The following is a 25,777-nucleotide window of genomic DNA, read 5'->3' as shown; positions in this document are numbered from 1 at the left end:
GGCTTCTAGAAGCCGAAGTCCTGGGTCCACCAGGGGCCGCCGGACGCGACGTACACGCCGACGCCCAGGGTGCGGAATTCGCAGTTGAGTATGTTCGCCTTGTGGCCCGGGCTGTTCATCCAGGCCTTCATCACGGCGTCGGCGTCACCCTGGCCGCGCGCGATGTTCTCGCCGCCCATGCCCGAGATCCCGGCCCGGTCGGCCCGCGTCCAGGGGGTGTTCCCGTCCGGGTCGGAGTGGTCGAAGAAGCCCCGGACCGCCATGTCCTTGCTGAAGGCTCCGGCCAGCGCGGCCAGCGGCGGGTTCGCCCGGACCGGTCCGCAGCCCGCCATCGCGCGCTCCTGGTTCACCAGGGTGAGGACGGCCGCCTCCTCGGCGTTGTGGCCGTCGTCGGGCGTGGGGGCGGTGGGCTTGGCGGTGGTCGGCTTCGGGGCCGGCGGCTCGGGTTCCGCGGGCTTGGGCGCCACGGGCTTGGGGGTCGGCGGCTCGGGTTCCGCGGGCTTGGGCGCCACGGGCTTGGGCGCCACGGGCTTGGGCGCCGGCGGCTTGGGGGCCGGCGGGGCGGGCGTCCGCTCCGGTTCCTTGGTGGAGGGGGAGGGCGAAGGGGCTGCCGAGGACGGGGACGGGGCCGAAGCCGACGGGGACGGCGAGGCGGAGGTCGAGCCCGACGGGGACGGCGAGGCCGAAGTGTCGGCAGGGGTAGGCGGGCTGGTCACGCCGCCCTTGCCGGCGGGGGCCGACGAGGCGCGGCCCGACAGGCCGGCCAGCCCGCCCTGCCGCTCCGGCGTCCGCTCCGCGCTCGCGACCGGCTTGGCCTTCGTCTCGGACCGGTCGGCGCCGGGGCCCACGTAAGGGAACGACCCGCCGACCGGGACGAAGCCGGTCGTGACGGCCGCGGTGCCGAGGGCCACGGCCACCGAGACGCCGAGCAGGCCGGTGCGTACGGCCGTGCGGCGCGTGACGCCGCGGCGGGGCGGTGCGGCGTGGAGTCGGTGGCGTCCCATCGGCGGCTCGCCCTTCCTGGCAAGATCAACCCAAACTCACCCGAACGGGTGCGGCATTGGTGGGGGACTGTAGTCCATGACGGGAGGGGGCGATGTGACCCGAAAGTGTTTGCCCCGTTAGCGTTCACGCATGGATGAAGAGGTCCGGCTGACCGCCTGGGTGCGCGGCCGTGTACAGGGAGTGGGCTTCCGTTGGTTCACCAGGGCGAATGCTCTGGAGATCGGCGGCATGGTCGGTTTCGCCCTCAATCTGGACGACGGCAGGGTCCAGGTCGTGGCGGAAGGTCAACGTGAGAATTGCCACCGGCTGCTGGAGTGGCTCGGCTCCGCCGACACGCCCGGGAGGGTGGACGGAGTGACGGAGATCTGGGGCACGCCCCGCGGCGGTTACGACGGGTTCGGAATCCGTTGATCTTTCGACTGATCATGAACTGATCAGATCCCGGGGTCGCGCGCACCTGGTCGGATCTGCGCATTCATCGCCGACGCGTTGCCGTGGGCGCCGATCCGTGGAAGGCTCGGAGACGAGGATGATCTCCGCGCCCCTTGTGCGGACCGGGCCGCCCGCCGATACGGGGCGTGATCGTGTTGACCGTCAAACTTTTTGGTGAGACGCTGGAAGCCCCGCGCACCTGAGCTGTTTGGCAGTGTTGGCAGTAGTAAGCGCAGTGACTGTCAGTCGCTGCCGGACATCCGCGGGTGCGATTCCCTCACGACCCACACCGCTCTCGGTCGGTCACTCAGTGTGGAGGACCATCCATCATGGCAAAGGCGCTTCTCGGTTACGTCGGCGGTTCCGACCCGCGACTCCTCGCCGAGATGCGACGGCTTCAGCAGCGCGTCCAGGACCTCGAGTCCGAGCTCGGACGAATCCAGTCCGAGAATGACGCACTGAACGCGGCCGCCGCTCAGCACGGAGACTCGCTGCTCGACAGCATCGACCTCGACGTACCCCAGGCGGAGCCTGCGCTCACCTGATCCGCGCTCACCCGTCGCAACTCCAGCCCCGCATGATCTGCAAGGGACGCTCCGGCGTCCCTTCTTTCTTTCACCCGCCGCCCCCTCCGTTCCTCGGCGGCCCGCCGGCGGCCCGGTCCTCGGCCCTTCGCGTTCCCACTTCGCCGTCGGACGTGCGTTGGGCCGGGCGGGGGGCCGCGTCCTTCGGCGTCCGATCTGCCCTGCACCTTCATGGGTGAAACCGGACGCGAAAGGTAGAGTCCGGCGGCGTGCACCTCAAGTCCCTGACCCTGCGCGGCTTCAAATCATTTGCCTCCGCGACCACCCTGCGCTTCGAACCGGGGATCACCTGCGTCGTCGGCCCGAACGGTTCCGGCAAGTCCAACGTGGTGGACGCGCTGTCGTGGGTCATGGGGGAGCAGGGAGCCAAGTCCCTGCGCGGCGGCAAGATGGAAGACGTCATCTTCGCCGGGACCACCGGCCGCCCGCCGCTCGGCCGCGCCGAGGTCTCCCTGACGATCGACAACTCCGACGGCGCGCTGCCGATCGAGTACGCCGAGGTCACCATCACGCGGATCATGTTCCGCGGCGGCAGCAGCGAGTACCAGATCAACGGGGACACCTGCCGGCTCCTCGACATCCAGGAGCTGCTCTCCGACTCCGGCATCGGCCGCGAGATGCACGTCATCGTCGGGCAGGGGCAGCTGGACTCCGTGCTGCACGCCGATCCCATGGGCCGCCGCGCCTTCATCGAGGAGGCGGCGGGCGTGCTGAAGCACCGCAAGCGCAAGGAGAAGGCGCTGCGCAAGCTCGACGCGATGCAGGCCAATCTCGCGCGGGTGCAGGACCTCACCGACGAACTGCGGCGCCGGCTCAAGCCGCTCGGACGGCAGGCCGCGGTGGCCCGGCAGGCCGCCGTGATCCAGGCCGACCTGCGGGACGCGCGGCTGCGGCTGCTCGCCGACGACCTCATGACGCTGCGGGGCGCGCTGGACGCCGAGCTCGCCGACGAGGCGGCGCTCAAGGAGCGCAAGGAATCGGCGGAACGGGACCTCGCCGCTGCCCTGCGTCGGGAGGCCGAGCTGGAACAGGCCGTACGGGAGCTCTCGCCCCGGCTCCAGCGCGCCCAGCAGACCTGGCACGAATTGGCGCAGCTCGCCGAACGGGTCCGGGGAACCGCCTCGCTCGCCGACGCCCGGGTCAGGAGCGCGACGGCCCCGGTGGAGGAGGAACGGCGCGGCCGGGACCCGCAGGACATGGAGAAGGAGGCCGAACGGATCCGCGAGCAGGAGGCGGAGCTGACGGCCGCGCTGGAGGCCGCCGAACGGGCGCTGGAGGACACCTCCGAGCACCGTGCCGAGCTGGAACGGGCGCTCGCCGCGGAGGAACGCCGGCTGCGGGACGCGGCCCGGGCGATCGCCGACCGGCGCGAGGAACTCGCCCGGCTGACCGGGCGCCTCGGTGCGGCGCGCTCCCGGGCGGGCGCCGCCCAGGCGGAGATCGACCGGCTGGTGGCGGCCCGGGACGGCGCGCAGGCCCGGGCGGTGGCGGCCCGGGAGGAGTACGAGGCCCTGGCCGAGGAGGTCGGCGCGCTGGAGGACCCCGGGGCGGAGGGCGCGTACGAGGAGGCCCGCGCCGAACTGGTCGCGGCCGAGGCCGCGCTCGGGGTGGCCCGGGAAGCGTCGACCGCGGCGGAACGCTCCCGCGCGGCGGTCTCGGCGCGCCGGGACGCCCTCGCGCTGGGGCTGCGCCGCAAGGACGGTACGGGGGCGCTGCTCGCGGCGCGCGAGAAGCTGTCCGGGCTGTTCGGCCCGGCGGCGGAGCGCCTGACGGTGACGCCGGGGTACGAGGTCGCGGTGGCCGCGGCGCTCGGGGTCGCGGCCGACGCGCTGGCGGTGGACTCACCGGGGGCTGCGGCGCAGGCCATCCGCCTCCTCCGCGACACGGACGGGGGCCGGGCGGGCTTCCTGATCACCCCGCCGCCGGCCGGGGCGGCGGGCGCGAACGGCTGTGGGGCGAACGGTGTCGGCAGCCCCCGTCCGGCCCCCGGCGGGGTTCCGCATCCGGCGCCGGGCCGGGACCGCAGCGTCGCCGCCGAGGCGGGTGCGGCGCGGGGCGGGGCCGACGCCCGGACGGCCGTCGGGGTGCTGGCGCCGCCGTGGCGGGAGGCCGCGGCCCTGGTCGGCGGGGACGCCGAGGTGCGGCGGGCCGCCGCCTGGGTGCTGCGGGACCACGTGGTGGTCGGGACCCTGGAGGAGGCCGAGGCCGTCGTGACGGAGCATCCGCACCTGGTGGCGGTGACCGCGGAGGGCGACGTACTCGGGGCGCACGCCGCGCACGGCGGCTCGGCGGGGGCTCCGAGCCTGATCGAGGTACAGGCCGCCGTCGACGAGGCGGCGGCGGAGCTGGACCGGCTGGACGAGCGGTGCCGCGAGCTGGCCGGGGCGCAGGACGGAGCCCGGGAGCGGCGTACCGGGGCGGCGGCCCGGGCCGATGAACTCGCCGAGCGGCGCCGCGCGGGCGAGCAGGCGCGCGCCGGGGTCGCGCAGCAGCTCGGGCGCCTCGCCGGGCAGGCGAAGGGGGCCCTCGGCGAGGCCGAACGCAGCGCCCAGGCGGCGGCCACCGCGCAGGAGGCGCTGGAGCGGGCGCGGGTCGACGTGGAGGAGTGCGCGGAGCGGCTCGCGGTGGCGCAGGAGCTGCCGGCGGAGGAGGAGCCCGACACCGCGGCGCGGGACCGGCTCGCCGCCGACGGGGCGAACGCCCGGCAGACCGAGATGGAGGCCCGGCTCCAGCTGCGCACCCACGAGGAGCGGGTCAAGGGCCTGGCCGGGCGCGCGGACGCCCTCGACCGGGGGGCCAGAGCCGAACGCGAGGCCCGGGCGCGGGCGGAGCGGCGCCGCGCCCGGCTGCGCCACGAGGCCGAGGTGGCCCGGGCCGTGGCCGACGGGGCGCGGCAGCTGCTGGCGCACCTGGAGGTGTCGATCGGCCGGGCGGAGCAGGAGCGGGCGGCCGCCGAACGGGCGAAGGGGTTGCGCGAGCGGGAGCTCGGGGAGGCCCGCGGTCGGGGGCGTGACCTCAAGGGCGAACTGGACAAGCTGACCGACTCGGTGCACCGGGGCGAGGTGCTCGGCGCGGAGAAGCGGCTGCGGATCGAGCAGTTGGAGACGCGGGCCCTGGAGGAGCTGGGCGTGGACCCGGTCGCCCTGGTGGCGGAGTACGGACCCGACCAGCCCGTCCCGCCGTCCCTGCCCGCCGAGGGGGAGGGCGGCCCGGCCGGCCCCGTCGCGGAGGGTGGGGATCCGCAGGACCCGCGCCGGCTGCCCGGACCCTTCGTACGGGCGCAGCAGGAGAAGCGGCTGCGCGCGGCGGAGCGTGCGTACCAGCAGCTCGGCAAGGTCAACCCGCTCGCGCTGGAGGAGTTCGCGGCGCTGGAGGAGCGCCACCGGTTCCTCAGCGAGCAGCTGGAGGACCTGCGCAAGACCCGGACCGACCTCCTTCAAGTCGTGAAGGAGGTCGACCAGCGCGTCGAGCAGGTCTTCACGGAGGCCTACCGGGATACCGCCCGGGAGTTCGAGGGGGTGTTCTCGCGTCTGTTCCCCGGTGGCGAGGGCCGGCTGATCCTCACCGACCCGAGCAACATGCTGACGACCGGGGTGGACGTGGAGGCCCGGCCGCCGGGCAAGAAGGTCAAGCGGCTGTCGCTGCTGTCCGGCGGCGAGCGATCGCTGACGGCCGTGGCGTTGCTGGTCTCCATCTTCAAGGCGCGCCCCAGTCCGTTCTACGTGATGGACGAGGTCGAGGCGGCGCTGGACGACACCAACCTGCAACGTCTGATCCGCATCATGGTGGAGCTCCAGGAGAGCTCCCAGCTGATCGTCATCACGCACCAGAAGCGGACGATGGAGGTCGCGGACGCGCTCTACGGAGTGTCGATGCAGGGGGACGGGGTATCCAAGGTGATCAGCCAGCGGTTGCGTTGAGTTCCGGTCCCTGATCTCAAACCTTCAAGAAGTTAACTCAAGTAGCGAGCCTGTAGTCCATCGGACCTTCGCACCCCGCCTCTTGACTTCAGAAAATGAACACATAGGCTCGCTCCGCTGTCCCCCGACTTCGGGTGGTGCCCGATCTTGACCTGTGCGCCACTAGGAGAACGGACAAAACCCCCACGGAGCGCACCTTGACCAGCAGCACAGCGAAGGCACCCGCGCCGGGCGGCGGCTCGCCGCAGCCCGAGCACCTCGGGCACGTCATCTTCATCACCGCGGCCGCGGCCATGGGCGGATTCCTCTTCGGCTACGACAGTTCCGTCATCAACGGCGCCGTCGAGGCGATCCGCGACCGTTTCGACGTCGGTTCCGGCACCCTCGCCCAGGTGATCGCCGCCGCGCTCATCGGCTGCGCCCTCGGCGCGGCCACGGCCGGCCGCATCGCCGACCGGATCGGCCGAATCCGCTGCATGCAGATCGCCGCGGTCCTCTTCACCGCGAGCGCCATCGGCTCCGCCCTGCCGTTCGCCCTCTGGGACCTCGCCCTGTGGCGCGTCATCGGCGGCTTCGGCATCGGCATGGCCTCGGTGATCGGCCCCGCCTACATCGCCGAGGTGTCCCCGCCCGCCTACCGCGGCCGGCTCGCCTCCTTCCAGCAGGCCGCCATCGTCATCGGCATCGCCATCTCGCAGCTGGTCAACTGGGGCATCCTCAACCTCGCCGACGGCGACCAGCGCGGCGAGCTCGGCGGGCTGGAAGCCTGGCAGTGGATGCTCGGCGTGATGGTCGTCCCGGCCGTGCTCTACGGCCTGCTGTCGTTCGCGATCCCCGAGTCCCCGCGCTTCCTGGTGTCCGTCGGCAAGATGGACAAGGCCAAGACGGTCCTGCGCGAGGTCGAGGGCGAGGGGATCGACGCGGACGCCCGGGTGCGCGAGATCGACAACGCCATCCACTCGGAGCAGAAGTCGACGTTCAAGGACCTGCTCGGTGGCGGCTTCGGCTTCCTGCCGATCGTCTGGATCGGTATCGGCCTCTCCGTGTTCCAGCAGCTCGTCGGCATCAACGTGATCTTCTACTACAGCTCCTCGCTGTGGCAGTCGGTCGGCATCGACCCCAGCTCCTCGTTCCTGTACTCCTTCGAGACGTCCGTCGTGAACATCATCGGTACGGTGATCGCGATGCTGCTCGTCGACCGGATCGGCCGCAAGCCGCTGGCCCTCATCGGCTCCGTCGGCATGGCGATCTCCCTCGCGCTCGCCGCGTGGGCCTTCTCCTACAAGGACACCAGCGGCGGCGACATCGCCCTGCCGCACACGCAGGGCCTCGTCGCCCTCATCGCCGCCAACTGCTTCGTCCTCTTCTTCGCCCTGTCCTGGGGCGTGGTGGTCTGGGTGCTGCTCGGCGAGATGTTCCCCGGCCGGATCCGCGCCGCGGCCCTCGGTGTGGCCGCCGCCGCGCAGTGGATCGCCAACTGGGTCATCACGGTGTCGTTCCCGACCCTGTCGGACTGGAACCTGTCCGGCGCCTACGTCATCTACGCGGTCTTCGCCGTGCTCTCGATCCCCTTCATCCTCAAATGGGTGCCGGAGACCAAGGGCAAGGCGTTGGAGGAGATGGGGTAATCATCCCCGCCACCACCCCCTCTCCTCCTGCGGCGCTGCCCCGGCTCAGTCCTTGAGCCGGGGCAGTACCCGTTCGCACAGCAACTGGAGGCTGCGCCGACCCTCCTCCAGCGGCATCCCCCCGCACAACGGGTGCAGCACCAGGTTCCCCGCCTCGCCCGCGTCCCGGGCGAAGTCCACCGCCTGCTCCGGGCTCAGGATCCGGTACACCCCCTCCGCGCGGAGCTCCTCGACCGTGCGCGCGCCCGAGCGCACCGCGCTGCGGATGTCCTTGGACTGCCAGGAGGCGTACGTCGCGGCCTCGTGCAGGAAGTGCCCGCCGTACTCGGCCCACGCCCGGTCCGGGTCCTCGGCGATGTGCAGCAGCGGGGTCACGGCCGCGGGCATCATGCAGAACCCCTCCGTGCCGTACTCCGCGAGCTTCGTCAGGTAGTACGCCTCCAGCTCCGGCAGGTGCGCGCTCGGGAAGAAGGGCAACCCCAGCCGGGCCGCGCGCCGGGCCGCCGCCTGCGAGCTGCCGCCCACCAGGAGCAGCGGGTGCGGCCGGCTCAGGGGGCGCGGGGTGACCCGTACGGTCCTGCCGCGGAAGGTGAACGGCTCGCCGGTCCACGCCTCCAGCAGGGTCTCCAGCAACTCGTCCTGCAGCTTGCCGCGCCGGCCCCACTCCACGCCGTGCTGCTCGTACTCCTCGGGCCGGTAGCCGATCCCCGCGACGGTGACCAGGCGTCCGCCGCTGAGCAGGTCCAGGACGGCGATGTCCTCGGCGACCTTCAGCGGGTCGTGCAACGGGCCGATGATCGCCGAGACGGTGACCGTGAGCCGGCGGGTCGCGCCGAGGACCGCGCCCGCGAAGGTGAAGGGCGAGGGCATCCAGTTGTTCGCGGTGCCGTGGTGCTCCTCGGTCTGGAGGGTGTCGATGCCGTGCCCGTCCGCGTAGACGGCCATCTCCAGCGCCGCCCGGTAGCGGGCGGAGAGGGTCTCGGGGGTGCCGTTCGGGTCGACCAGGTTGAACCGGGCCACGGTGATGGGCATGGAGGAGTCCCCCTTCGCCGGAGGTGGGTGGGCGGGCGAAGGGGGACGTTAGCTGACGTTGCGTCAGTTGGACAGGGTTCCCACCGGCGACCCGCCCTCGGCGGGGGCGGGCGCCGGCTCGACCGGCGCCGTGCGCGGCAGGACGGCGTACAGCACGCCGGACGTCACGATGCCGGTCACCCAGCCCAGGCCGTTCCGCCCGATCCAGGTGGAAGCCAGCGGGCCGCCGAACCAGTCCACCTTGGTGAACAGCAGGCCCGTCACCAGGGCGAGGGCCCAGGCCGTCATGGCCTGCCAGGCGAACCCGCCGCGGTACCAGTAGGCGCTGGTGGGCGTGGTGTCCAGGAGCGCGGCGCCGTCGTACGTCCGGCGGCGCAGCATGTCCACGCCGAACACGCCGATCCACGCGGAGAAGGCCACGGCCAGCAGCGTCAGGAAGGAGATGAACGAGCCGAAGAAGCTCGTGGCCACGACCATCAGCAGGAAGCCGAAGACCAGGCTGATGACGGCGTTGACGCTGACCGCCCAGGCGCGCGGGACCTTGATGCCGAGCGTCTGCGCGGTGAAACCGGCCGAGTACATGGACATCGAGTTGATCAGCAGCATCCCGATCAGCGCGATGAGCAGGTAGGGGACCGCCAGCCAGATCGGCAGCAGCTCGCCGATGAAGGAGACCGGGTCCTGGGCGGTGGCCAGGTCCGGCGTACCGACGGCCATCACGGCGCCCATCAGGACCATCGGCAGCACCACGACGCCCGCGCCGCCGATCGTCGCGCCGACCATGCCCCGCGAGGAGGCGGTGCGCGGGAGGTACCGGGTGAAGTCCGGGCCGGAGGGCACCCAACTGATGCCGCCCGCCGCGATGGTGCCGATGCCCGCGATCATCATCGCCGTGGAGCCGGCCGGCTTGTCGAAGACGGCCGACCAGTCGGTGGTGAACAGCAGGTAGCCGAGCACGAGCACGCTGAAGCCGCCGAAGAGGTACGTCGACCAGGTGGAGCAGACGCGCAGCGCGTTGATGCCGAGCCCGGACACCACGAAGGTGCAGCCCACGAAGAGGAGCAGGGTGAGGACGATGAGCGGGGTGTTGCTCCGGATCCCGAAGAGCAGGTCCAGGACGGTCAGCACGGCGTAGGCCCCGCTGACGGCGTTGATGGTCTCCCAACCCCACCGGGCCACCCAGATCAGCGCGCCCGGGAACAGGTTGCCCCGCTGCCCGAAGACGGCCCGTGAGAGGGCCATGCCGGGCGCCCCGCCGCGCTTGCCCGCGATGGAGATCAGCCCGACGAGCCCGTACGAGATCACGGGCGCGGCGATCGCCACGACCAGCACCTGCCAGATGTTCAGCCCGTTCAGGATCACGAGCCCGGCGCCCATGGTGAGCAGCAGCACGCTGATGTTCGCGGCGACCCAGGTGGGGACGAGCTCGCGCACGCGGCCGGTGCGCTCGCCGTCCGGTACGGGCTCCAGGCCGCGGGTCTCGACCGCGGTCTCGGTCGGGGCGGTCATCGCGCCGTCGGCGGTCTCGGCAGGCATGCGCTACTCCGTGGGGGCAGGGAGGGTAATCCGACCATCATCATGGATTCCTCGCGAAAAGCCCAAACAGCTGCTTAGTGCTCAAGGGGGAAGGGCCGAAAACGCCCGGGCGGGACCGACGGACCGCCGCGGACGCGGTCGCGCATACTGACCCTGTTATGGAAATCCTGATCCTTGCTGTAGTCATCGCCCTGGTCGCGGTCGGCGCGATCAGCGGGCTCGTGGTCAGCAGCCGCAAGAAGAAGCAGCTGCCCCCCACGGCGCCGCCGAGCACGCCGACCATCACTGCCCCGCCCGCCGAGCCGCAGGTGGGGGAGGACGCCGCACCGACGGCGCAAGAGCCGCGCCGCACCATCGAGGAGGTCGACCTCCCCGACGCCGAGGCTGCCCTCGCCTCCCCGGTCGCGGTCGAGGATCCGGTCGTCGAGGCGCCCGCCGCCCCCGAGATCGAGGTGCCCGAGCCCACCGCCGGCCGCCTGGTCCGGCTGCGCGCGCGACTCGCCCGTTCACAGAACTCCCTCGGCAAGGGGCTGCTCACGCTGCTCTCGCGCGAGCACCTCGACGAGGACACCTGGGAGGAGATCGAGGAGACCCTCCTCATCGCCGACGTGGGCGTCGCGCCGACCCAGGAGCTGGTCGACCGGCTCCGCGAGCGGGTCAAGGTGCTCGGCACCCGCACCCCCGCCGAGCTGCGCGCCCTGCTCAAGGAAGAGCTGGTGGCCCTGCTCGGCACCGACTTCGACCGCGCCGTGAAGACCGAGAGCGGCGTCGACACCCCGGCCGTCGTGATGGTCGTCGGCGTCAACGGCACGGGCAAGACCACCACCACCGGCAAGCTGGCCCGGGTCCTCGTCGCGGACGGCCGCAGCGTGGTCCTCGGCGCAGCCGACACCTTCCGCGCGGCCGCCGCCGACCAGCTCCAGACCTGGGGCGAGCGGGTCGGGGCGCGCACCGTGCGCGGCCCCGAGGGCGGCGACCCGGCGTCGATCGCCTACGACGCGGTCAAGGAGGGCATCGCCGAGGGCGCCGACGTGGTGCTCATCGACACCGCCGGCCGGCTCCACACCAAGACCGGCCTCATGGACGAGCTCGGCAAGGTCAAGCGCGTCGTGGAGAAGCACGGCCCGCTGGACGAGATCCTGCTCGTCCTCGACGCCACCACCGGCCAGAACGGCCTGACGCAGGCCCGCGTCTTCGCCGAGGTCGTGGACATCACCGGCATCGTCCTGACCAAGCTCGACGGCACCGCCAAGGGCGGCATCGTCATCGCCGTCCAGCGCGCGCTGGGCGTCCCGGTCAAGCTCATCGGCCTCGGTGAGGGCCCGGACGACCTGGCGCCCTTCGAGCCCGAGGCGTTCGTCGACGCCCTGATCGGCGACTGAGAGCACGTCCCCGCACGCGATGGTGCCCCCCGGTCCGCTCGGACCGGGGGGCACTTCCGCGTACGGGGACGTCAGCGCCGGAAGCGGTGGCAGATGTAGGCCAGGGTGCCCAGCAGCAGCCGGGCCTGCGGCGGGCCGCCCGCACAGTCCAGCGCGGGCCGGCGCAGCCAGTCGGCCGGACCGAGGCCCGCGTGGTCGGAGGGCGGGGCGGTCAGGAAGGCGCCCGGGCCCAGGGCGCGCAGGTCCAGATCGGCGTCGTCCCAGCCCATCCGGTACAGCAGCTGCGGCAGCTCGGCGGCGGCGCCGGGGGCCACGAAGAACTGCGCGCGACCGTTCGGGGTGGCCGTGACCGGCCCCAGCGGCAGGCCCATCCGCTCCAGCCGGACCAGGGCCCGCCGGCCCGCTTCCGCGGCGACCTCGATGACGTCGAAGGCACGGCCGACCGGGAGCATGATCGCCGCGCCGGGGTACTCGCCCCACACCTTCGTGACCTCGTCCAGGGTGGCGCCCGCGGCGACGGTGGGAGCGAAGTCCAGCGGATGCGCCCCCGGCGCACCGCAGTTCGTATGACCGCAGGAGCAGTCGCGGGAGGGACCGGCGGCCCTGGCGCCGGGCCTCACGTCCCAGCCCCACAGTCCCGTGTACTCCGCCACCGTCGTGCACTCCGAGGTCCGGCCGCGGCGCCGGGCGCCGGTACGGAACTCCTTGGTGCCGCGGCTGCCGCCGATCGTGAAGCCCATGCCCATGCCCCCTCCAACGGGTCGGACGCGCCGGTGGTTACGACATCGGCGGCACCTTGCGGCGGTCGGGTGCGTCGCGTCCTCCGGTCGGACCCGCCCGGCGCACTCCTCGCCGCGCGCGCCCCGAGCGCACTCCCGACCAACCATTCCGTTCCGCCTTCGTGTCAAGTGAATCGCGCCTGGCCGGTGGCGAGTTCATTCGAAGGGGTGGCGAATGGTGGCGTTTCTGGAATCGACCTCGCGCTGGGGGTGATCGTAGGATTACTTTCGGTGCACGAACCCGAAGGCGGACCCGACCGTGGGTATGCCGGAGGCAATCCGTGGAGGACCTGTGAAGGTCCCCGGCGGTCCGGGCCGGGACGGCCAGGGTTCGTGTGGAGAAGCGATGCGGATGGGGGCGTTCCAGTGAGCGGCAACGGCGCGAGCGGAACGGTCGACGAGTCCGCTGACCGCAATGTGCAGCTGACCTCGTGGTTCGTCCGCAGCGGCTGGTCGAAGGGCGAACTCGCCCGCCAGGTCAACCGTCGGGCCCGCCAGATGGGCGCCCACCACATCAGCACGGACACCTCACGGGTCCGCCGCTGGCTGGACGGGGAGCAGCCGCGCGAACCCGTGCCGCGCATCCTCTCCGAGCTGTTCTCCGAACGTTTCGGGTCCGTCGTCGCCATCGAACAGCTCGGTCTGCGCACCGCCCACCAGACCCCGTCCGTCTCCGGCGTCGACCTGCCCTGGGCCGGACCGCAGACCGTGGAACTGCTCAGCGAGTTCTCCCGCAGCGACCTGATGCTGGCCCGGCGCGGCTTCCTCGGTACCTCGCTCGCGCTCTCGGCCGGCCCCGCCCTGATCGAGCCCATGCAGCGCTGGCTCGTCCCCGTTCCGGCCGCCGACCCCGCATCGCGCGACCTCGCCCCGCAGCCCGGCCACCGCCCGCCCCGGCTGTCCGAACCGGAACTCGACCTCCTCGAAGCCACCACCGTCATGTTCCGCCAGTGGGACGCCCAGTGCGGTGGCGGACTGCGCCGCAAGGCCGTCGTGGGCCAGCTGCACGAGGTCACCGACCTCCTCCAGGAGAACCACCCCGCCCCGATCATGAAGCGGCTATTCAAGGTGGCCGCCGAACTCGCCGAACTGGCCGGCTGGATGAGCTACGACATCGGCCTGCACCCCACCGCCCAGAAGTACTTCGTCCTCGCGCTGCACGCCGCCAAGGAGGGCGGGGACAAGCCGCTCGGCTCGTACATCCTGTCCAGCATGAGCCGCCAGATGATCCACCTCGGCCGGCCCGAGGACGCGCTGGAACTCATCCACCTCGCGCAGTACGGCAGCCGCGACTGCGCCGGCCCCCGTACCCAGGCCATGCTGTATGCGATGGAGGCCCGCGCCTACGCCAACATGGGCCAGCCCAGCCGCTGCAAGCGTGCCGTGCGGATGGCCGAGGACACCTTCGACGACGCCCGCTCCGGCGGGGAGCCCGAGCCCGACTGGATCCGCTTCTTCTCCGAGGCCGAACTCAACGGGGAGAACTCCCACTCGTACCGCGACCTGGCCTACGTCGCCGGCCGCAGCCCCGCCTACGCCTCCCTCGCCGAACCCATCATGGAACGCGCCGTCGAGATGTTCGCCAAGGACGAGGTGCACCAGCGCTCGTACGCCCTGAACCTCATCGGCATGGCCACCGTCCACCTGCTCCAGCGCGAGCCCGAGCAGGCCACCGTCCTCGTCGACCAGGCCCTCGACGTGGCGCGAAAGGTGCGCTCCGAACGGGTGAACACCCGGCTGCGCAAGACCGTGGACACGGCCGCCCGTGAGTACGGCGACGTCGCCGAGGTGGTCCGGCTGACCGACCTCCTCGCCTCCCGCCTCCCCGAAGCGGCCGAGGCCGTCTGACGGCCCTCCCGGCCGCTCCCCAAGGCCCCGGCCGCGGCAGTCACCCCGTGAAGCCCGATCAGGCTCCCCCAGCCAGGTCTCCCGGGTCACCGCCGCGGCCGGCCCCTCCCCATGATCCGTTCATCGAGGCGTAACACTCCCGACCTCTTCGTCATCGGGGCGAAACACCCAGCGGTGCCGCCGGAAACCGGCCTGCGCGAATCTCAGGGCCATTAACCGGCCAGTCCCCCAGCGGGCCGGACCCCTTAACGCCGCTCAGGTTTTCACGTTCGCCCGCACGCGAACGTACCGACGACGAGGAGACGCCGATGGCATCAGCCATCACGACCCTCGCGGCAGACGCCCCGACGCTGTCTGCCGCGAACACCGGGTTCATGCTCATCTGCTCCGCCCTGGTCATGCTGATGACCCCGGGACTCGCCTTCTTCTACGGAGGCATGGTCCGCGTCAAGAGCAGCCTCAACATGCTGATGATGAGCTTCATCAGCCTCGGGATCGTCACGATCCTGTGGGTCCTCTACGGCTTCAGCCTCGCCTTCGGCACCGACCACGGCTCCCTCATCGGCTGGAACTCCGACTACGTCGGCCTCAGCGGCATCGGGATCACCGAACTCTGGGACGGCTACACCATCCCCGTGTACGTCTTCGCCGTCTTCCAGCTGATGTTCGCCGTCATCACCCCGGCCCTCATCAGCGGCGCCCTCGCCGACCGCGTCAAGTTCAGCGCCTGGGTCCTGTTCACCGTCCTGTGGGTCACCGTCGTCTACTTCCCCGTCGCCCACTGGGTGTGGGGCGCCGGCGGCTGGCTCTTCGAACTCGGCGTCATCGACTTCGCGGGCGGCACCGCCGTCCACATCAACGCGGGCGCCGCCGCCCTCGGCGTCATCCTCGTCATCGGCAAGCGCGTCGGCTTCAAGAAGGACCCGATGCGCCCGCACAGCCTCCCCCTGGTGATGCTCGGCGCCGGCCTGCTGTGGTTCGGCTGGTTCGGCTTCAACGCCGGATCCTGGCTCGGCAACGACGACGGCGTCGGCGCCGTCATGTTCGTCAACACCCAGGTCGCCACCGCCGCCGCGATGCTCGCCTGGCTCGCCTACGAGAAGCTGCGCCACGGCTCCTTCACCACCCTCGGCGCCGCCTCCGGCGCGGTCGCCGGTCTCGTCGCCATCACCCCGGCGGGCGGCTCCGTCAGCCCCCTCGGAGCGATCGCCGTCGGCGCCATCGCCGGTGTCCTGTGCGCCATGGCCGTCGGCCTCAAGTACAAGTTCGGCTACGACGACTCCCTCGACGTGGTCGGCGTCCACCTCGTCGGCGGCATCGCCGGCTCCCTCCTCGTCGGCTTCTTCGCCACGGGCGGCGTGCAGTCCGACGCGGCGGGCCTCTTCTACGGCGGCGGCCTCGAACAACTCGGCAAGCAGGCCATCGGCGTCTTCGCCGTCCTCGCCTACTCTCTCGTCGCATCGGCGATCCTCGCCCTGCTCCTCGACAGGACGATGGGGATGCGGGTCAGCGAGGACGTCGAGGTCTCCGGCATCGACCAGGTCGAGCACGCCGAGACCGCCTACGACTTCAGTGGAGCCGGCGGCGGCACCGCCACGCGCACCGCCCCCGCACCCACCGCCGCAGCGAGCAAGAAGGTAGACGCATGAAGCTGATCACCGCGATCGTCAAGCCGTACAAGCTGGACGAGATCAAGGAAGCCCTCCAGGCGTTCGGCGTCCAGGGGCTCACCGTCTCGGAGGCCAGCGGATACGGACGCCAGCGCGGCCACACCGAGGTCTACCGGGGCGCCGAGTACACCGTGGACCTCGTACCGAAGATCCGCGTCGAGGTGCTCGTCGAGGACACCGACGCCGAGGAACTGATCGACCTCATCGTGCGGGTCGCCAGCACCGGCAAGATCGGTGACGGCAAGGTGTGGAGCGTCCCCGTGGACTCGGTCGTCCGGGTCCGCACCGGCGAGCGCGGCGCCGACGCGCTCTAGACGGCCCAGGTGACAGGAGCTTGCGGGTGACGAGCGTCGAACCGACCACGACCGGTCCGGACAACGATCCGGGCGACGCGGGACCCAGCGGCTACGCCGCGGCCCGGCTGCGACTCCTCCAGGAGGAGTCGCGGTCCGGGCCGTCCCGGCGTTCCGCGCTGTCCGCACTCACCGACCAATGGCTGACCGCCCTGTTCGCCACCGCCGTGCGCGAGACCGGCGTGCGCGGCGCCTCCCTCGTCGCCGTCGGCGGCTACGGACGGGGGGAGCTGTCCCCGCGCAGCGACCTCGACCTGCTGCTGCTCCACGACGGCAAGGCACAGCCCCGGGCCCTGGCCGCCCTCGCCGACCGGCTCTGGTACCCCGTGTGGGACCTCGGCCTGGCCCTGGACCACTCGGTGCGCACCCCGGCCGAGGCCCGCAGGACCGCCGCCGAGGACCTCAAGGTGCACCTCGGACTGCTCGACGCCCGGCCCGTCGCCGGGGACGCCGGGCCGCTCGCCGCCCTGCGCACCTCCGTCCTCGCCGACTGGCGCAACCAGGCCGCCAAACGGCTCCCGCAGCTGCACGCCCTGTGCCGCGAGCGGGCCGACCGGTCCGGGGAGCTGCGCTTCCTGCTGGAGCCCGACCTGAAGGAGGCGCGCGGGGGACTGCGCGACGCCACGGCGCTGCGGGCCGTCGCCGCGTCCTGGCTGGCCGACGCCCCGCGCGAGGGACTGGCCGAGGCCCGGCGCCGACTGCTGGACGCGCGGGACGCGCTGCACCTGGTGACGGGCCGGGCGACGGACCGGCTCGCCCTCCAGGAACAGGAGCAGGTCGCCGCCCGACTCGGCCTGATGGACTCCGACGCCCTGCTCCGCGAGGTGTACGAGGCCGCCCGGGTCATCGCCTACGCGGGCGACGTCACCTGGCGCGAGGTCGGCCGGGTCCTGCGGGCCCGGGCCGCCCGACCGCGACTGCGCGGGCTGCTGGGGACACGGGGGGTCCCGGCAGCCGAGCGCGCGCCCCTGGCCGAAGGGGTCGTGGAGTCCGACGGAGAGGCCGTACTGGCCCTGGCCGCCCGGCCCGACCGGGACCCCGTACTGCCCCTGCGGTTCGGGGCGGCGGCCGCGCAGGCCGGCCTGCCCGTCTCCCTGCACTCCGTACGCCGCCTCGCGGCCCAGGCCAAGCCGCTGCCCGTGCCCTGGCCGGCGGAGGCACGGGAACAGCTCGTGACCCTGCTCGGCGCGGGCGAGCCGATGGTGGGGGTGTGGGAGGCGCTGGAGGCCGAGGGGCTGATCACCCGGCTGCTCCCCGACTGGGAACGGGTGCGGTGCCGGCCGCAGCGCAACCCGGTGCACACCTGGACGGTGGACCGGCACCTGATCGAGACGGCGGTCCGGGCCTCCGCCCTGACCCGCCGGGTCGGCCGCCCCGACCTGCTGCTCATGGCCGCCCTGCTGCACGACATCGGCAAGGGCTGGCCCGGCGACCACTCGGTGGCCGGCGAGACCATCGCCCGGGACATGGCCGTCCGGGTGGGCTTCGACGCCGAGGACGCCGCCGTGCTGGCCGTCCTCGTACGCCACCACCTGCTGCTCATCGACACCGCGACCCGGCGCGACCTGGACGACCCGGCCACCGTCCGTTCCGTCGCGGCGGCCCTGGGCTCGCTCGGCACCCTGGAGGTCCTGCACGCCCTGACCGAGGCCGACGCCCTCGCGACGGGCCCCGCCGCCTGGAGCACCTGGCGGGGTTCCCTGGTGGCCGACCTCGTGGAGCGGGTCGCCGCCGTCCTGCGGGGCGTGCCGCCCGCCGCCGGCGAGCCGGAGATCCCGAGCACCGAACAGGAACGGCTGGCGGTGGAGGCGCTGCGCACCGGGGAACCGGTGCTGGCCCTGCGCGCCCGGGAGGAGGAGGACGAGGCGGTCGGGGTGGAACTCGTCCTCGCCCTTCCCGACCAGCCCGGGGTGCTCCCGGCCGCCGCCGGGGTCCTCGCCCTGCACCGGCTGACCGTCCGGGCGGCGGACCTGCGCTCGCTGGAACTCCCGGACCTGCCCGGCGAGGTCCTGGTGCTGCGCTGGCGGGTGGCCGCCGAGTACGGGGCGCTGCCCCAAACGGCCCGGCTGCGGACCGACCTGATCCGGGCGCTGGACGGCTCGCTCGACGTCCCGGCGAAGCTCGCGGACCGCGAGGCGGCCTACCCGCGCCGGCGGGGCGTCGTACCGCCGCCCCCGCGCGTGACGGTCGTGCCCGACGTCTCCTCGCTGGCCACCGTCCTGGAGGTGCGGGCCCCGGACGCGGTGGGGCTGCTGCACCGCATCGGCCGGGCCCTGGACGCGGCCGGCGTCCGGGTGCGCAGCGCGCACGTCTCCACCCTGGGCGCCAACGCCGTCGACACCGTCTACGTCGTCGACGCCGACGGCAAACCCCTGACCGGGGCGGGCGCCACCGCCCTGGCCGCGTCGGTCCAGGCCGCGCTGACGTAGCCCGGGGCGTCCGGGCGCCCCTTCCCGCGCCCGGGCCGCACGGTGAACGGGGAGGGACGGGGGAGGAAAGGGGCGAGGCGGGGAACGGAAAAGGCAATGGCGCCCGCAGGGCCGGGCAGGCGGCGCGGCCCGATACCCTGGGGGACGACCACCACGCCCCCGACCCGAGGAATCGCGACCACCGTGTTCGATACGCTTTCCGACCGCCTCAGCGCGACCTTCAAGTCCCTCCGGGGCAAAGGCCGCCTCTCCGAGCAGGACATCGACGCTGCGGCGCGGGAAATCCGTATCGCCCTCCTTGAGGCCGACGTCGCGCTCCCCGTGGTCCGCTCCTTCATCGCGAACGTCAAGGAAAGGGCCCGCGGCGAGGAGGTCAGCAAGGCGCTGAACCCCGGCCAGCAGGTCCTGAAGATCGTCAACGACGAGCTGGTGAGCATCCTCGGTGGCGAGACCCGCCGGCTGCGGTTCGCCAAGACCGCGCCCACCGTGATCATGCTCGCGGGCCTCCAGGGTGCCGGTAAGACCACCCTCGCCGGAAAGCTCGGCCTCTGGCTGAAGGGGCAGGGCCACTCCCCGCTCCTCGTGGCGTGCGACCTCCAGCGCCCCAACGCCGTCAACCAGCTGTCCGTCGTCGCCGAGCGCGCGGGCGTCGCGGTCTACGCGCCCCAGCCGGGCAACGGCGTCGGCGACCCGGTCCAGGTCGCGAAGGACTCCGTCGAATACGCGCGCACCAAGCAGTTCGACATCGTGATCGTCGACACCGCCGGTCGCCTCGGCATCGACGAGGAGCTGATGCGGCAGGCCGCGGACATCCGCGACGCCGTCAGCCCCGACGAGATCCTCTTCGTCGTCGACGCCATGATCGGTCAGGACGCGGTCAACACCGCCGAAGCCTTCCGCGACGGCGTCGGCTTCGACGGCGTCGTGCTCTCCAAGCTCGACGGCGACGCCCGCGGCGGCGCCGCGCTCTCCATCGCGCACGTCACCGGCAAGCAGATCATGTTCGCCTCGAACGGCGAGAAGCTCGACGAGTTCGACGCCTTCCACCCGGACCGCATGGCGGGCCGGATCCTCGACATGGGTGACATGCTCACCCTCATCGAGCAGGCCGAGAAGACCTTCTCGCAGGCCGAGGCCGAGAAGATGGCGGCCAAGCTCGCCAAGGGCCCCAAGGAGTTCACGCTCGACGACTTCCTGGCCCAGATGGAGCAGGTCCGCAAGATGGGCTCCATCTCCAAGCTCCTCGGCATGCTGCCGGGCATGGGCCAGATCAAGGACCAGATCAACAACATCGACGAGCGCGACGTCGACCGCACGGCCGCGATCATCAAGTCGATGACCCCGGCCGAGCGCCACGACCCGCACATCATCAACGGCTCCCGCCGCGCCCGCATCGCCAAGGGTTCCGGCGTCGAGGTCAGCGCCGTCAAGAGCCTCGTCGAGCGCTTCTTCGAGGCCCGCAAGATGATGTCCCGCATGGCCCAGGGCGGCGGCATGCCCGGAATGCCGGGCATCCCGGGCATGGGCGGCGGCCCCGGCCGGCAGAAGAAGCAGATCAAGCAGGCCAAGGGCAAGCGCAAGAGCGGCAACCCGATGAAGCGCAAGGAAGAGGAGGCCGCCGCCGCGGCCCGGCGCGAGCAGGGTCCCCAGGCGGACGAGCCGGCCGCGGCCGGCAACCCGTTCGGGCTCCCCGCCGGCGGCCAGGGCGGCCAGGACTTCGACCTGCCGGACGAGTTCAAGAAGTTCATGAAGTAGGGCGCAGGGGTGCGGGCGCACGCCGCGCACCTCGGGGAGGGCCCCGGCCGGTGGTGACCGAACAGGTCACCCGGTCGGGGCCCTCCCCTTTTCCGGGGGCTCCGCGCCGGGTGACCCTGCGGGGGCGATGATCACGTTTGTCCCTTATCGTCGGCCGGGAGGACGGCATAAGGAGGCCACGTGCCCAGCCCCACCCCCGTACCGCCGCGCGACCGGGCCGACACGCCTTGGCGATCGGAGGGCGCACCGCCCTCCCCGCCGCCACGCAAGAAGATGCCCGGCGGCTGGCGCGGACTGGTCCTGGCCGCCCTGATCGTCTACCTCATCACCAACCTCGTCCTGTCGTTCTTCAACGAGGGCGACGAACCGGTCATCTCCTACACCGAGTTCAGCAAGCAGGTCACCAACGGCAACGTCTCGAAGATCTACTCCAAGGGCGACGCCATCCAGGGCGAACTCAAGGCGAAACAGCCCCTGCCCGACGGGGACGAGGGCGACTACACCAAGTTCGTCACGCAGCGCCCCGCCTTCGCCGACGACGCCCTCTGGGCCGACCTCACCCGACAGAACGTCACCGTCACCGCCTCACCCGTCGTCGTCCAGCGCAGCTTCCTCGCCAACCTGCTGATCTCCCTCGCCCCGATGCTCCTGCTGGTCCTGCTGTGGGTGCTCATCGCCCGCAGGATGGGAGCGGCCATGGGCGGGGCGGGCCGACTCGGCCGCAAGGCCCCGCCCAAACCGGTGGAACTGGAAGGCACGCAGCGCACCACCTTCGAGGACGTGGCCGGCATCGACGAGGTCGAGGGCGAACTCAACGACGTCGTCGACTTCCTCAAGAACCCCCAGCAGTACCGCCGGATGGGCGCCCGGATGCCCGGCGGCGTCCTGCTCTCCGGCCCTCCCGGCACCGGCAAGACCCTGCTGGCCCGGGCGGTCGCGGGCGAGGCCGGCGTGCCCTTCTTCTCCGCCTCCGCCTCCGAGTTCATCGAGATGATCGTCGGGGTCGGCGCCTCCCGGGTCCGTGAACTCTTCGCCGAGGCCCGCAAGGTGGCCCCCGCGATCATCTTCATCGACGAGATCGACACCATCGGTCGGGCCCGGGGCGCGGGCACGGGCGGCCACGACGAGCGCGAGCAGACCCTGAACCAGATCCTCACCGAGATGGACGGCTTCTCCGGCTCCGAGGGCGTCGTCGTCCTCGCCGCCACCAACCGCGCCGACGTCCTCGACCCCGCCCTGACCCGCCCCGGCCGCTTCGACCGGACCGTGGTCGTCTCCCCGCCCGACCGCCGGGGCCGCGAGGCCATCCTGCGCATCCACACCCGGGACATCCCGCTCGCCCCGGACGTGGACCTCGACCGGGTGGCCCGCAGCACCCCGGGCATGACGGGCGCCGAACTGGCCAACCTCGCCAACGAGGGCGCCCTGCTCGCCGTCAAACGCGGACAGGACGCGGTGACCCGCGCCGACCTGTCCGACGCCCTGGAGAAGGTCCAGCTGGGCGCCGAGCGCTCCCTGGTCATGCCGGAGGAGGAACGCCGCCGCACGGCCTACCACGAGAGCGGGCACGCCCTGTTGGGCATGCTCCAGCCGGGCGCCGACCCCGTACGCAAGATCACCATCGTTCCCCGCGGCCGTGCGCTCGGCGTCACCCTCTCCACCCCGGACGCCGACCGCTACGCGTACACCGAGAAGTACCTGCGCGGCCGGATCATCGGCGCCCTCGGCGGCATGGCGGCCGAGCACGTCGTCTACGAGGTCATCACCACGGGCTCGGAGAGCGACCTCGAACAGGTCACCAACATCGCCCGCGGCATGGCCGGCCGCTGGGGCATGAGCGAGCGCGTCGGCCGACTCACCGCCATCCCCTCCGACGGCCAGAGCCCCTACGGACTCGCCGCCGCCCCGGCCACCCTCGACGCGGTCGACCACGAGATGCGGCGGATCGTCGACGAGTGCTACGCGGACGCCTGCCGGCTGCTGCGCGAGCACCGCCCGCAGCTCGACGACCTCGCCCGGGCCCTGCTGGCCGCCGAAACCCTCGACGAGGCGGCCGCGTACGCGGCCGCCGGCATCCCCCGCCTCACCAAGGACCACGACCCGGCCGACGCGGCGGACTGACCGGATCCGTCAGTCCGCCGCGCCGCCCGCGCCCGGTCCGCCCACCCCGCCGCGGGAGGCGGAACCGGGCCGGGCGCGTTAGGCCACCCGGGCCACGACGTACCGGAAGATGTTCGGCAGCCAGACGGCGCCGTCGCCCCGCTCGAAGGGGTGAAGCGCCTCCGACAGCTCCTTCTCCGCGAGCGCCGGATCGGCCGCGCCGTCGTAGAGCCCCGTGGACAGCAGGCCGCGCACGGCGCTGTCCACGTCCGCGTACCCGAAGGGGCAGAACACCCGCCCCGAACCGTCCGGAACCAGCCCGGCCCCCGCCGTCATCGTGTCCAGGTCCCGCCCCACCGGGCCGCCGCCCAGCACCGCCGGCACCGTGCACCGCTCCGGCGGACCCCAGTCGGCCAGCACCACGGCCCCGCCCCGCCGCACCCCGGGGAGGGCCGAGGCCAGCGCCCCCGGGGACGGCGAGAAGGCCAGCAGGACGTCCCACGGCCGTTCCTCGGGCGCCGGGGGATCCGCCACCACCTCCAGCCGTCGTTCCCGGGCCAGCGCCCGGCGGGCCGGATCCGCCTCCACGCCCGTGGCCGCGGCACCCCGCCCCGCGGCCAACAGCAGGGGCAGCCCCGCCCCACAGCCGAGGCCCAGCAGCCGGTCACCCGGCCCGACCTCCAGCCGGTCGTAGACCGCCTCGTAGAGCGGTACCAGCATCCGTTCCTGGATCTCGGCCCAGTCCCGGGCGACGAGCGTCGCCGTCGGCGTCGGTGTCATCGAAAGAGCGCTCCTGATTCCGTATCGCCCCCTTGCCCCCGTTGCCAGGGAACTCCCCATTCGCCCCCGCGTCCAGAGGAGCGCGCCACCCGATTCACGCTCGGCGCGCGCGGCGCCGTACCATTCGCGCCATGGCAAAGGCACCCGTTCTCACCCCGCAGGCGGAGGATTTCCCCCGCTGGTACCAGGATCTGATCAACAAGGCCGAGCTGGCCGACAACGGTCCGGTCCGCGGCACCATGGTCATCCGACCGTACGGCTACGGCCTGTGGGAGCGGATGCAGCAGGAGATGGACGCGCGGATCAAGGACGCGGGCGCCCAGAACGCGTACTTCCCGCTCTTCATCCCCCAGTCCTACCTGACGAGGGAAGCGGAGCACGTCGAGGGCTTCGCCCCCGAGCTCGCGGTCGTCACGCACGGCGGCGGCAAGGAGCTGGACGAGCCGGTCGTCGTCCGGCCCACCTCCGAGACGATCATCAACGACTACTTCTCCAAGTGGGTCCAGAGCTACCGCGACCTGCCCCTGCTGATCAACCAGTGGGCCAACGTGGTCCGCTGGGAGATGCGCCCCCGCGTGTTCCTCCGTACGAGCGAGTTCCTCTGGCAGGAGGGCCACACGGCCCACGCCACCTACGAGGACGCCCGCGACTACGCGGCGCGGATCCACACGGACGTCTACGGCGACTTCATGAAGAACGTCCTCGGCATCGACGTCGTCCTCGGCCGCAAGACCGCCAAGGAGCGCTTCGCCGGAGCCATCAACACCCTCACCCTCGAAGGCATGATGGGTGACGGCAAGGCCCTCCAGCTGGGCACCAGCCACGAGCTGGGCACCAACTTCGCCAAGGCCTTCAACACGCAGTACCTGTCGAAGGAAGGCAAGCAGGAGCTCGTCTGGCAGACCTCCTGGGGCGTGTCGACCCGCATGGTCGGCGGCCTGATCATGTCCCACGGCGACGACAACGGCCTGCGGGTCCCGCCGCGCCTCGCGCACGTCCAGGTCGTCGTCATGGCGATCAAGGGCGACGAGGCCGTGGCCAAGGTCCGCGAGCTGGGCGCCCAGCTCAAGGCCGCCGGACTGCGGGTGTTCGTCGACGACCGCGTCGACACCCCCTTCGGCCGCCGCGCCGTGGACTGGGAGCTCAAGGGCGTACCGGTCCGCATCGAGATCGGCCCCCGCGACCTGGAGGCCGGCACCGCGATGCTGGCCCGCCGCATCCCCGGCGGCAAGACCCCGGTGCAGATCGACGCCATCGCCGACCTGCTGCCCAAGGTGCTGGACGAGGACCAGGCGCAGCTGCTGCGCGAGTCCCGCGAGCGCCGCGAGTCCCGTACGTCGGACGTCGCGACCATCGAGGAGGCCGCCGAGGCCGCCATCGCCGGTGGCTGGGCGCGCATCCCGTGGGCAGACCTGGGCCCCGAGGGCGAGGCCAAGCTGGCCGAACAGGCCGTCTCCGTACGCTGCCTGATCGCCCCGGACGGGTCGGTTCCGGCGACGGACGACGCCCCGGGGACGCTCGCCATCGTCGCGCGCTCGTACTGAGTTCCCGGGCCACGCCCCCGGTGTGCGGCTACGGCCGCGCACCGGGGGCGTGGCCGTTGTCGGTACTCCTTACGTACCGACTCCTCCTGAGATCGGCGCACCCGTCCTCCTCCGGACGCATGAGGCTGAACTGACTGGTACGTGCAAAAAATTTGGAATGGCCCGGAATCGGAACACCGGGGCCCCCCGGCTCGTTGTCACGACGTGAGCACGACACCACCTGTTCTCGCCGCAGAGCTGGCGCAGGCGTGGGCCGACATTCAGCGGTACCACCCCGAGCTGCCTGACCTTGCCGCGCCCGAGTCCCTGATCGGAGAGTCCTCGTCCGCCTGCGGCGCCGAGCTCTCCTTCGAGCGACTGCTGCACGAGGCAGTCCACGGCATCGCAGCCGCCCGCGGAGTCCGGGACACCTCCCGGGCCGGCCGCTACCACAACCGCAGATTCCTCGCGATCGCCGAGGAGATGGGGCTGGACCACTCCGAGGAGCCGCACGCCAGCAGCGGCTTCTCCCTGGTCTCGCTCAATCCCGAGGCGAAGAAGCGCTACCGCCCCACCATCGAGCGGCTCCAGCGCGCCCTCAAGGCGCACACGGTCGCCACCGCGGCCGACACCAAGCGCAGCTTCCGCGGCCCTGCCGCCCGGCACGGCTCCTCCGGCGGCGGCGTCCGGGTCAAGGCGGTCTGCGACTGCGGGCGCAACGTGCGCGTGGTCCCTTCCGTACTGGCCCAGGCGCCGATCGTGTGCGGCGGCTGCATGAAGCCCTTCCGCATCCCGGACGTGGTCGTCACCGCGGCCGCCTCGTAGCGGCCCCGGGCCGTTCCGGGTGAGGTCGGCGCGCCTCTCGCGGGCGAGCGCGCCGCAGGCGTATGGCACAATGGCTAGCTGTACTCGACAGTCGCATAGGACCCCTCTCTCCTCCGGCTGACGCGTCCATCGGGCACCCGAGTACCGCAACCCCACGTGGCATCTCATGTGCCCAACCACGTCAAGTTCAGGAGAC

At 72.3% G+C, this 25,777-nt stretch carries 18 protein-coding genes; 13 read left to right on the top strand and 5 right to left on the bottom strand.

All coding sequences use genetic code 11. The annotated features are described in order from the left end of the window. Positions 1-5: 5 nt before the first annotated feature. Positions 6-1,004 carry a CAP domain-containing protein gene (locus tag ACZ4XJ_RS19480; RefSeq protein ID WP_468496866.1) on the bottom strand — a complete coding sequence of 333 codons (999 nt, stop codon included), beginning with the start codon at positions 1,002-1,004 and terminating at the stop codon, positions 6-8. Positions 1,005-1,134: 130 nt separating this feature from the next. On the opposite strand from ACZ4XJ_RS19480, the gene ACZ4XJ_RS19475 reads away from it, so the two are divergent. From ACZ4XJ_RS19475 to ACZ4XJ_RS19460, 4 genes are all read left to right on the top strand, one after another. Continuing rightward, positions 1,135-1,416, top strand: coding sequence for an acylphosphatase (locus tag ACZ4XJ_RS19475; RefSeq protein WP_362875877.1), 282 nt, complete (start codon positions 1,135-1,137; stop codon positions 1,414-1,416). 350 nt (positions 1,417-1,766) lie between these two features. After that, positions 1,767-1,982 (top strand): hypothetical protein, encoded by a 216-nt coding sequence (locus ACZ4XJ_RS19470; protein WP_030227372.1) that lies wholly within the window; start codon positions 1,767-1,769, stop codon positions 1,980-1,982. A gap of 248 nt (positions 1,983-2,230) precedes the next feature. Then, complete coding sequence (locus ACZ4XJ_RS19465; protein WP_468496865.1) at positions 2,231-5,941, top strand: AAA family ATPase; 3,711 nt, start codon at positions 2,231-2,233, stop codon at positions 5,939-5,941. Between the two features lie 197 nt (positions 5,942-6,138). After that, positions 6,139-7,569: a sugar porter family MFS transporter gene (locus ACZ4XJ_RS19460; RefSeq protein ID WP_362875879.1), complete on the top strand. Its 1,431-nt coding sequence runs from the start codon at positions 6,139-6,141 to the stop codon at positions 7,567-7,569. 45 nt (positions 7,570-7,614) lie between these two features. Here the strand turns inward: ACZ4XJ_RS19460 and ACZ4XJ_RS19455 are convergent, their stop codons facing one another. Together ACZ4XJ_RS19455 and ACZ4XJ_RS19450 are read right to left on the bottom strand one after the other, a co-directional pair. Further along, the gene (locus tag ACZ4XJ_RS19455) at positions 7,615-8,601 is read right to left on the bottom strand and encodes an LLM class flavin-dependent oxidoreductase (protein ID WP_468496864.1); all 987 of its coding nucleotides are present in this window, start codon (positions 8,599-8,601) and stop codon (positions 7,615-7,617) included. A 63-nt stretch (positions 8,602-8,664) separates the two neighbouring features. Beyond that, entirely contained in the window at positions 8,665-10,137 is a 1,473-nt protein-coding gene (locus ACZ4XJ_RS19450; RefSeq protein WP_468496863.1) for a cytosine permease, read from the bottom strand. 158 nt (positions 10,138-10,295) lie between these two features. Here ACZ4XJ_RS19450 and ftsY point away from each other — a divergent pair, with 158 nt between their 5' ends. Then, positions 10,296-11,519 carry a signal recognition particle-docking protein FtsY gene (ftsY, locus tag ACZ4XJ_RS19445; protein ID WP_362875882.1) on the top strand — a complete coding sequence of 408 codons (1,224 nt, stop codon included), beginning with the start codon at positions 10,296-10,298 and terminating at the stop codon, positions 11,517-11,519. Between the two features lie 71 nt (positions 11,520-11,590). On the opposite strand, the gene ACZ4XJ_RS19440 is transcribed toward ftsY, so the two are convergent. After that, on the bottom strand, positions 11,591-12,259 hold the full coding sequence (locus ACZ4XJ_RS19440) for a bifunctional DNA primase/polymerase (protein WP_468496862.1): 669 nt from the start codon (positions 12,257-12,259) through the stop codon (positions 11,591-11,593). Positions 12,260-12,664: 405 nt separating this feature from the next. Between ACZ4XJ_RS19440 and nsdA the strand changes: the two genes are divergently transcribed. From nsdA to ftsH, 6 genes are all read left to right on the top strand, one after another. Continuing rightward, complete coding sequence (nsdA, locus tag ACZ4XJ_RS19435) at positions 12,665-14,146, top strand: transcriptional repressor NsdA (RefSeq protein ID WP_362875884.1); 1,482 nt, start codon at positions 12,665-12,667, stop codon at positions 14,144-14,146. Positions 14,147-14,454: 308 nt separating this feature from the next. Beyond that, on the top strand, positions 14,455-15,795 hold the full coding sequence (locus tag ACZ4XJ_RS19430; RefSeq protein WP_468496861.1) for an ammonium transporter: 1,341 nt from the start codon (positions 14,455-14,457) through the stop codon (positions 15,793-15,795). Continuing rightward, positions 15,792-16,130 (top strand): P-II family nitrogen regulator, encoded by a 339-nt coding sequence (locus ACZ4XJ_RS19425; RefSeq protein ID WP_362875886.1) that lies wholly within the window; start codon positions 15,792-15,794, stop codon positions 16,128-16,130. Before ACZ4XJ_RS19430 ends, ACZ4XJ_RS19425 begins: the two co-directional genes overlap by 4 nt. Positions 16,131-16,156: 26 nt before the next feature. Further along, positions 16,157-18,598, top strand: coding sequence for a [protein-PII] uridylyltransferase (locus ACZ4XJ_RS19420; protein ID WP_468496860.1), 2,442 nt, complete (start codon positions 16,157-16,159; stop codon positions 18,596-18,598). A gap of 183 nt (positions 18,599-18,781) precedes the next feature. Next, entirely contained in the window at positions 18,782-20,353 is a 1,572-nt protein-coding gene (gene ffh / locus ACZ4XJ_RS19415) for a signal recognition particle protein (RefSeq protein ID WP_362875888.1), read from the top strand. Between the two features lie 273 nt (positions 20,354-20,626). Further along, complete coding sequence (ftsH, locus tag ACZ4XJ_RS19410; protein WP_468496970.1) at positions 20,627-22,474, top strand: ATP-dependent zinc metalloprotease FtsH; 1,848 nt, start codon at positions 20,627-20,629, stop codon at positions 22,472-22,474. A 78-nt stretch (positions 22,475-22,552) separates the two neighbouring features. Here ftsH and ACZ4XJ_RS19405 read toward each other — a convergent pair whose 3' ends face one another. Next, positions 22,553-23,233, bottom strand: coding sequence for a methyltransferase type 11 (locus tag ACZ4XJ_RS19405; protein WP_468496859.1), 681 nt, complete (start codon positions 23,231-23,233; stop codon positions 22,553-22,555). Between the two features lie 131 nt (positions 23,234-23,364). On the opposite strand from ACZ4XJ_RS19405, the gene proS reads away from it, so the two are divergent. Both proS and ACZ4XJ_RS19395 read left to right on the top strand, forming a co-directional pair. Continuing rightward, the gene (gene proS / locus ACZ4XJ_RS19400) at positions 23,365-24,777 is read left to right on the top strand and encodes a proline--tRNA ligase (protein ID WP_362875890.1); all 1,413 of its coding nucleotides are present in this window, start codon (positions 23,365-23,367) and stop codon (positions 24,775-24,777) included. Between the two features lie 204 nt (positions 24,778-24,981). Then, a complete protein-coding gene (locus tag ACZ4XJ_RS19395) occupies positions 24,982-25,581 on the top strand; it encodes a hypothetical protein (protein WP_281206313.1) in 600 nt (199 codons plus the stop codon). Positions 25,582-25,777 lie beyond the last annotated feature (196 nt).

The organism is Streptomyces sp. NPDC029836 (assembly GCF_055574495.1).
Note: the sequence above shows the minus strand (reverse complement) of the source record. Positions and strands in the feature narration are given on the sequence as shown.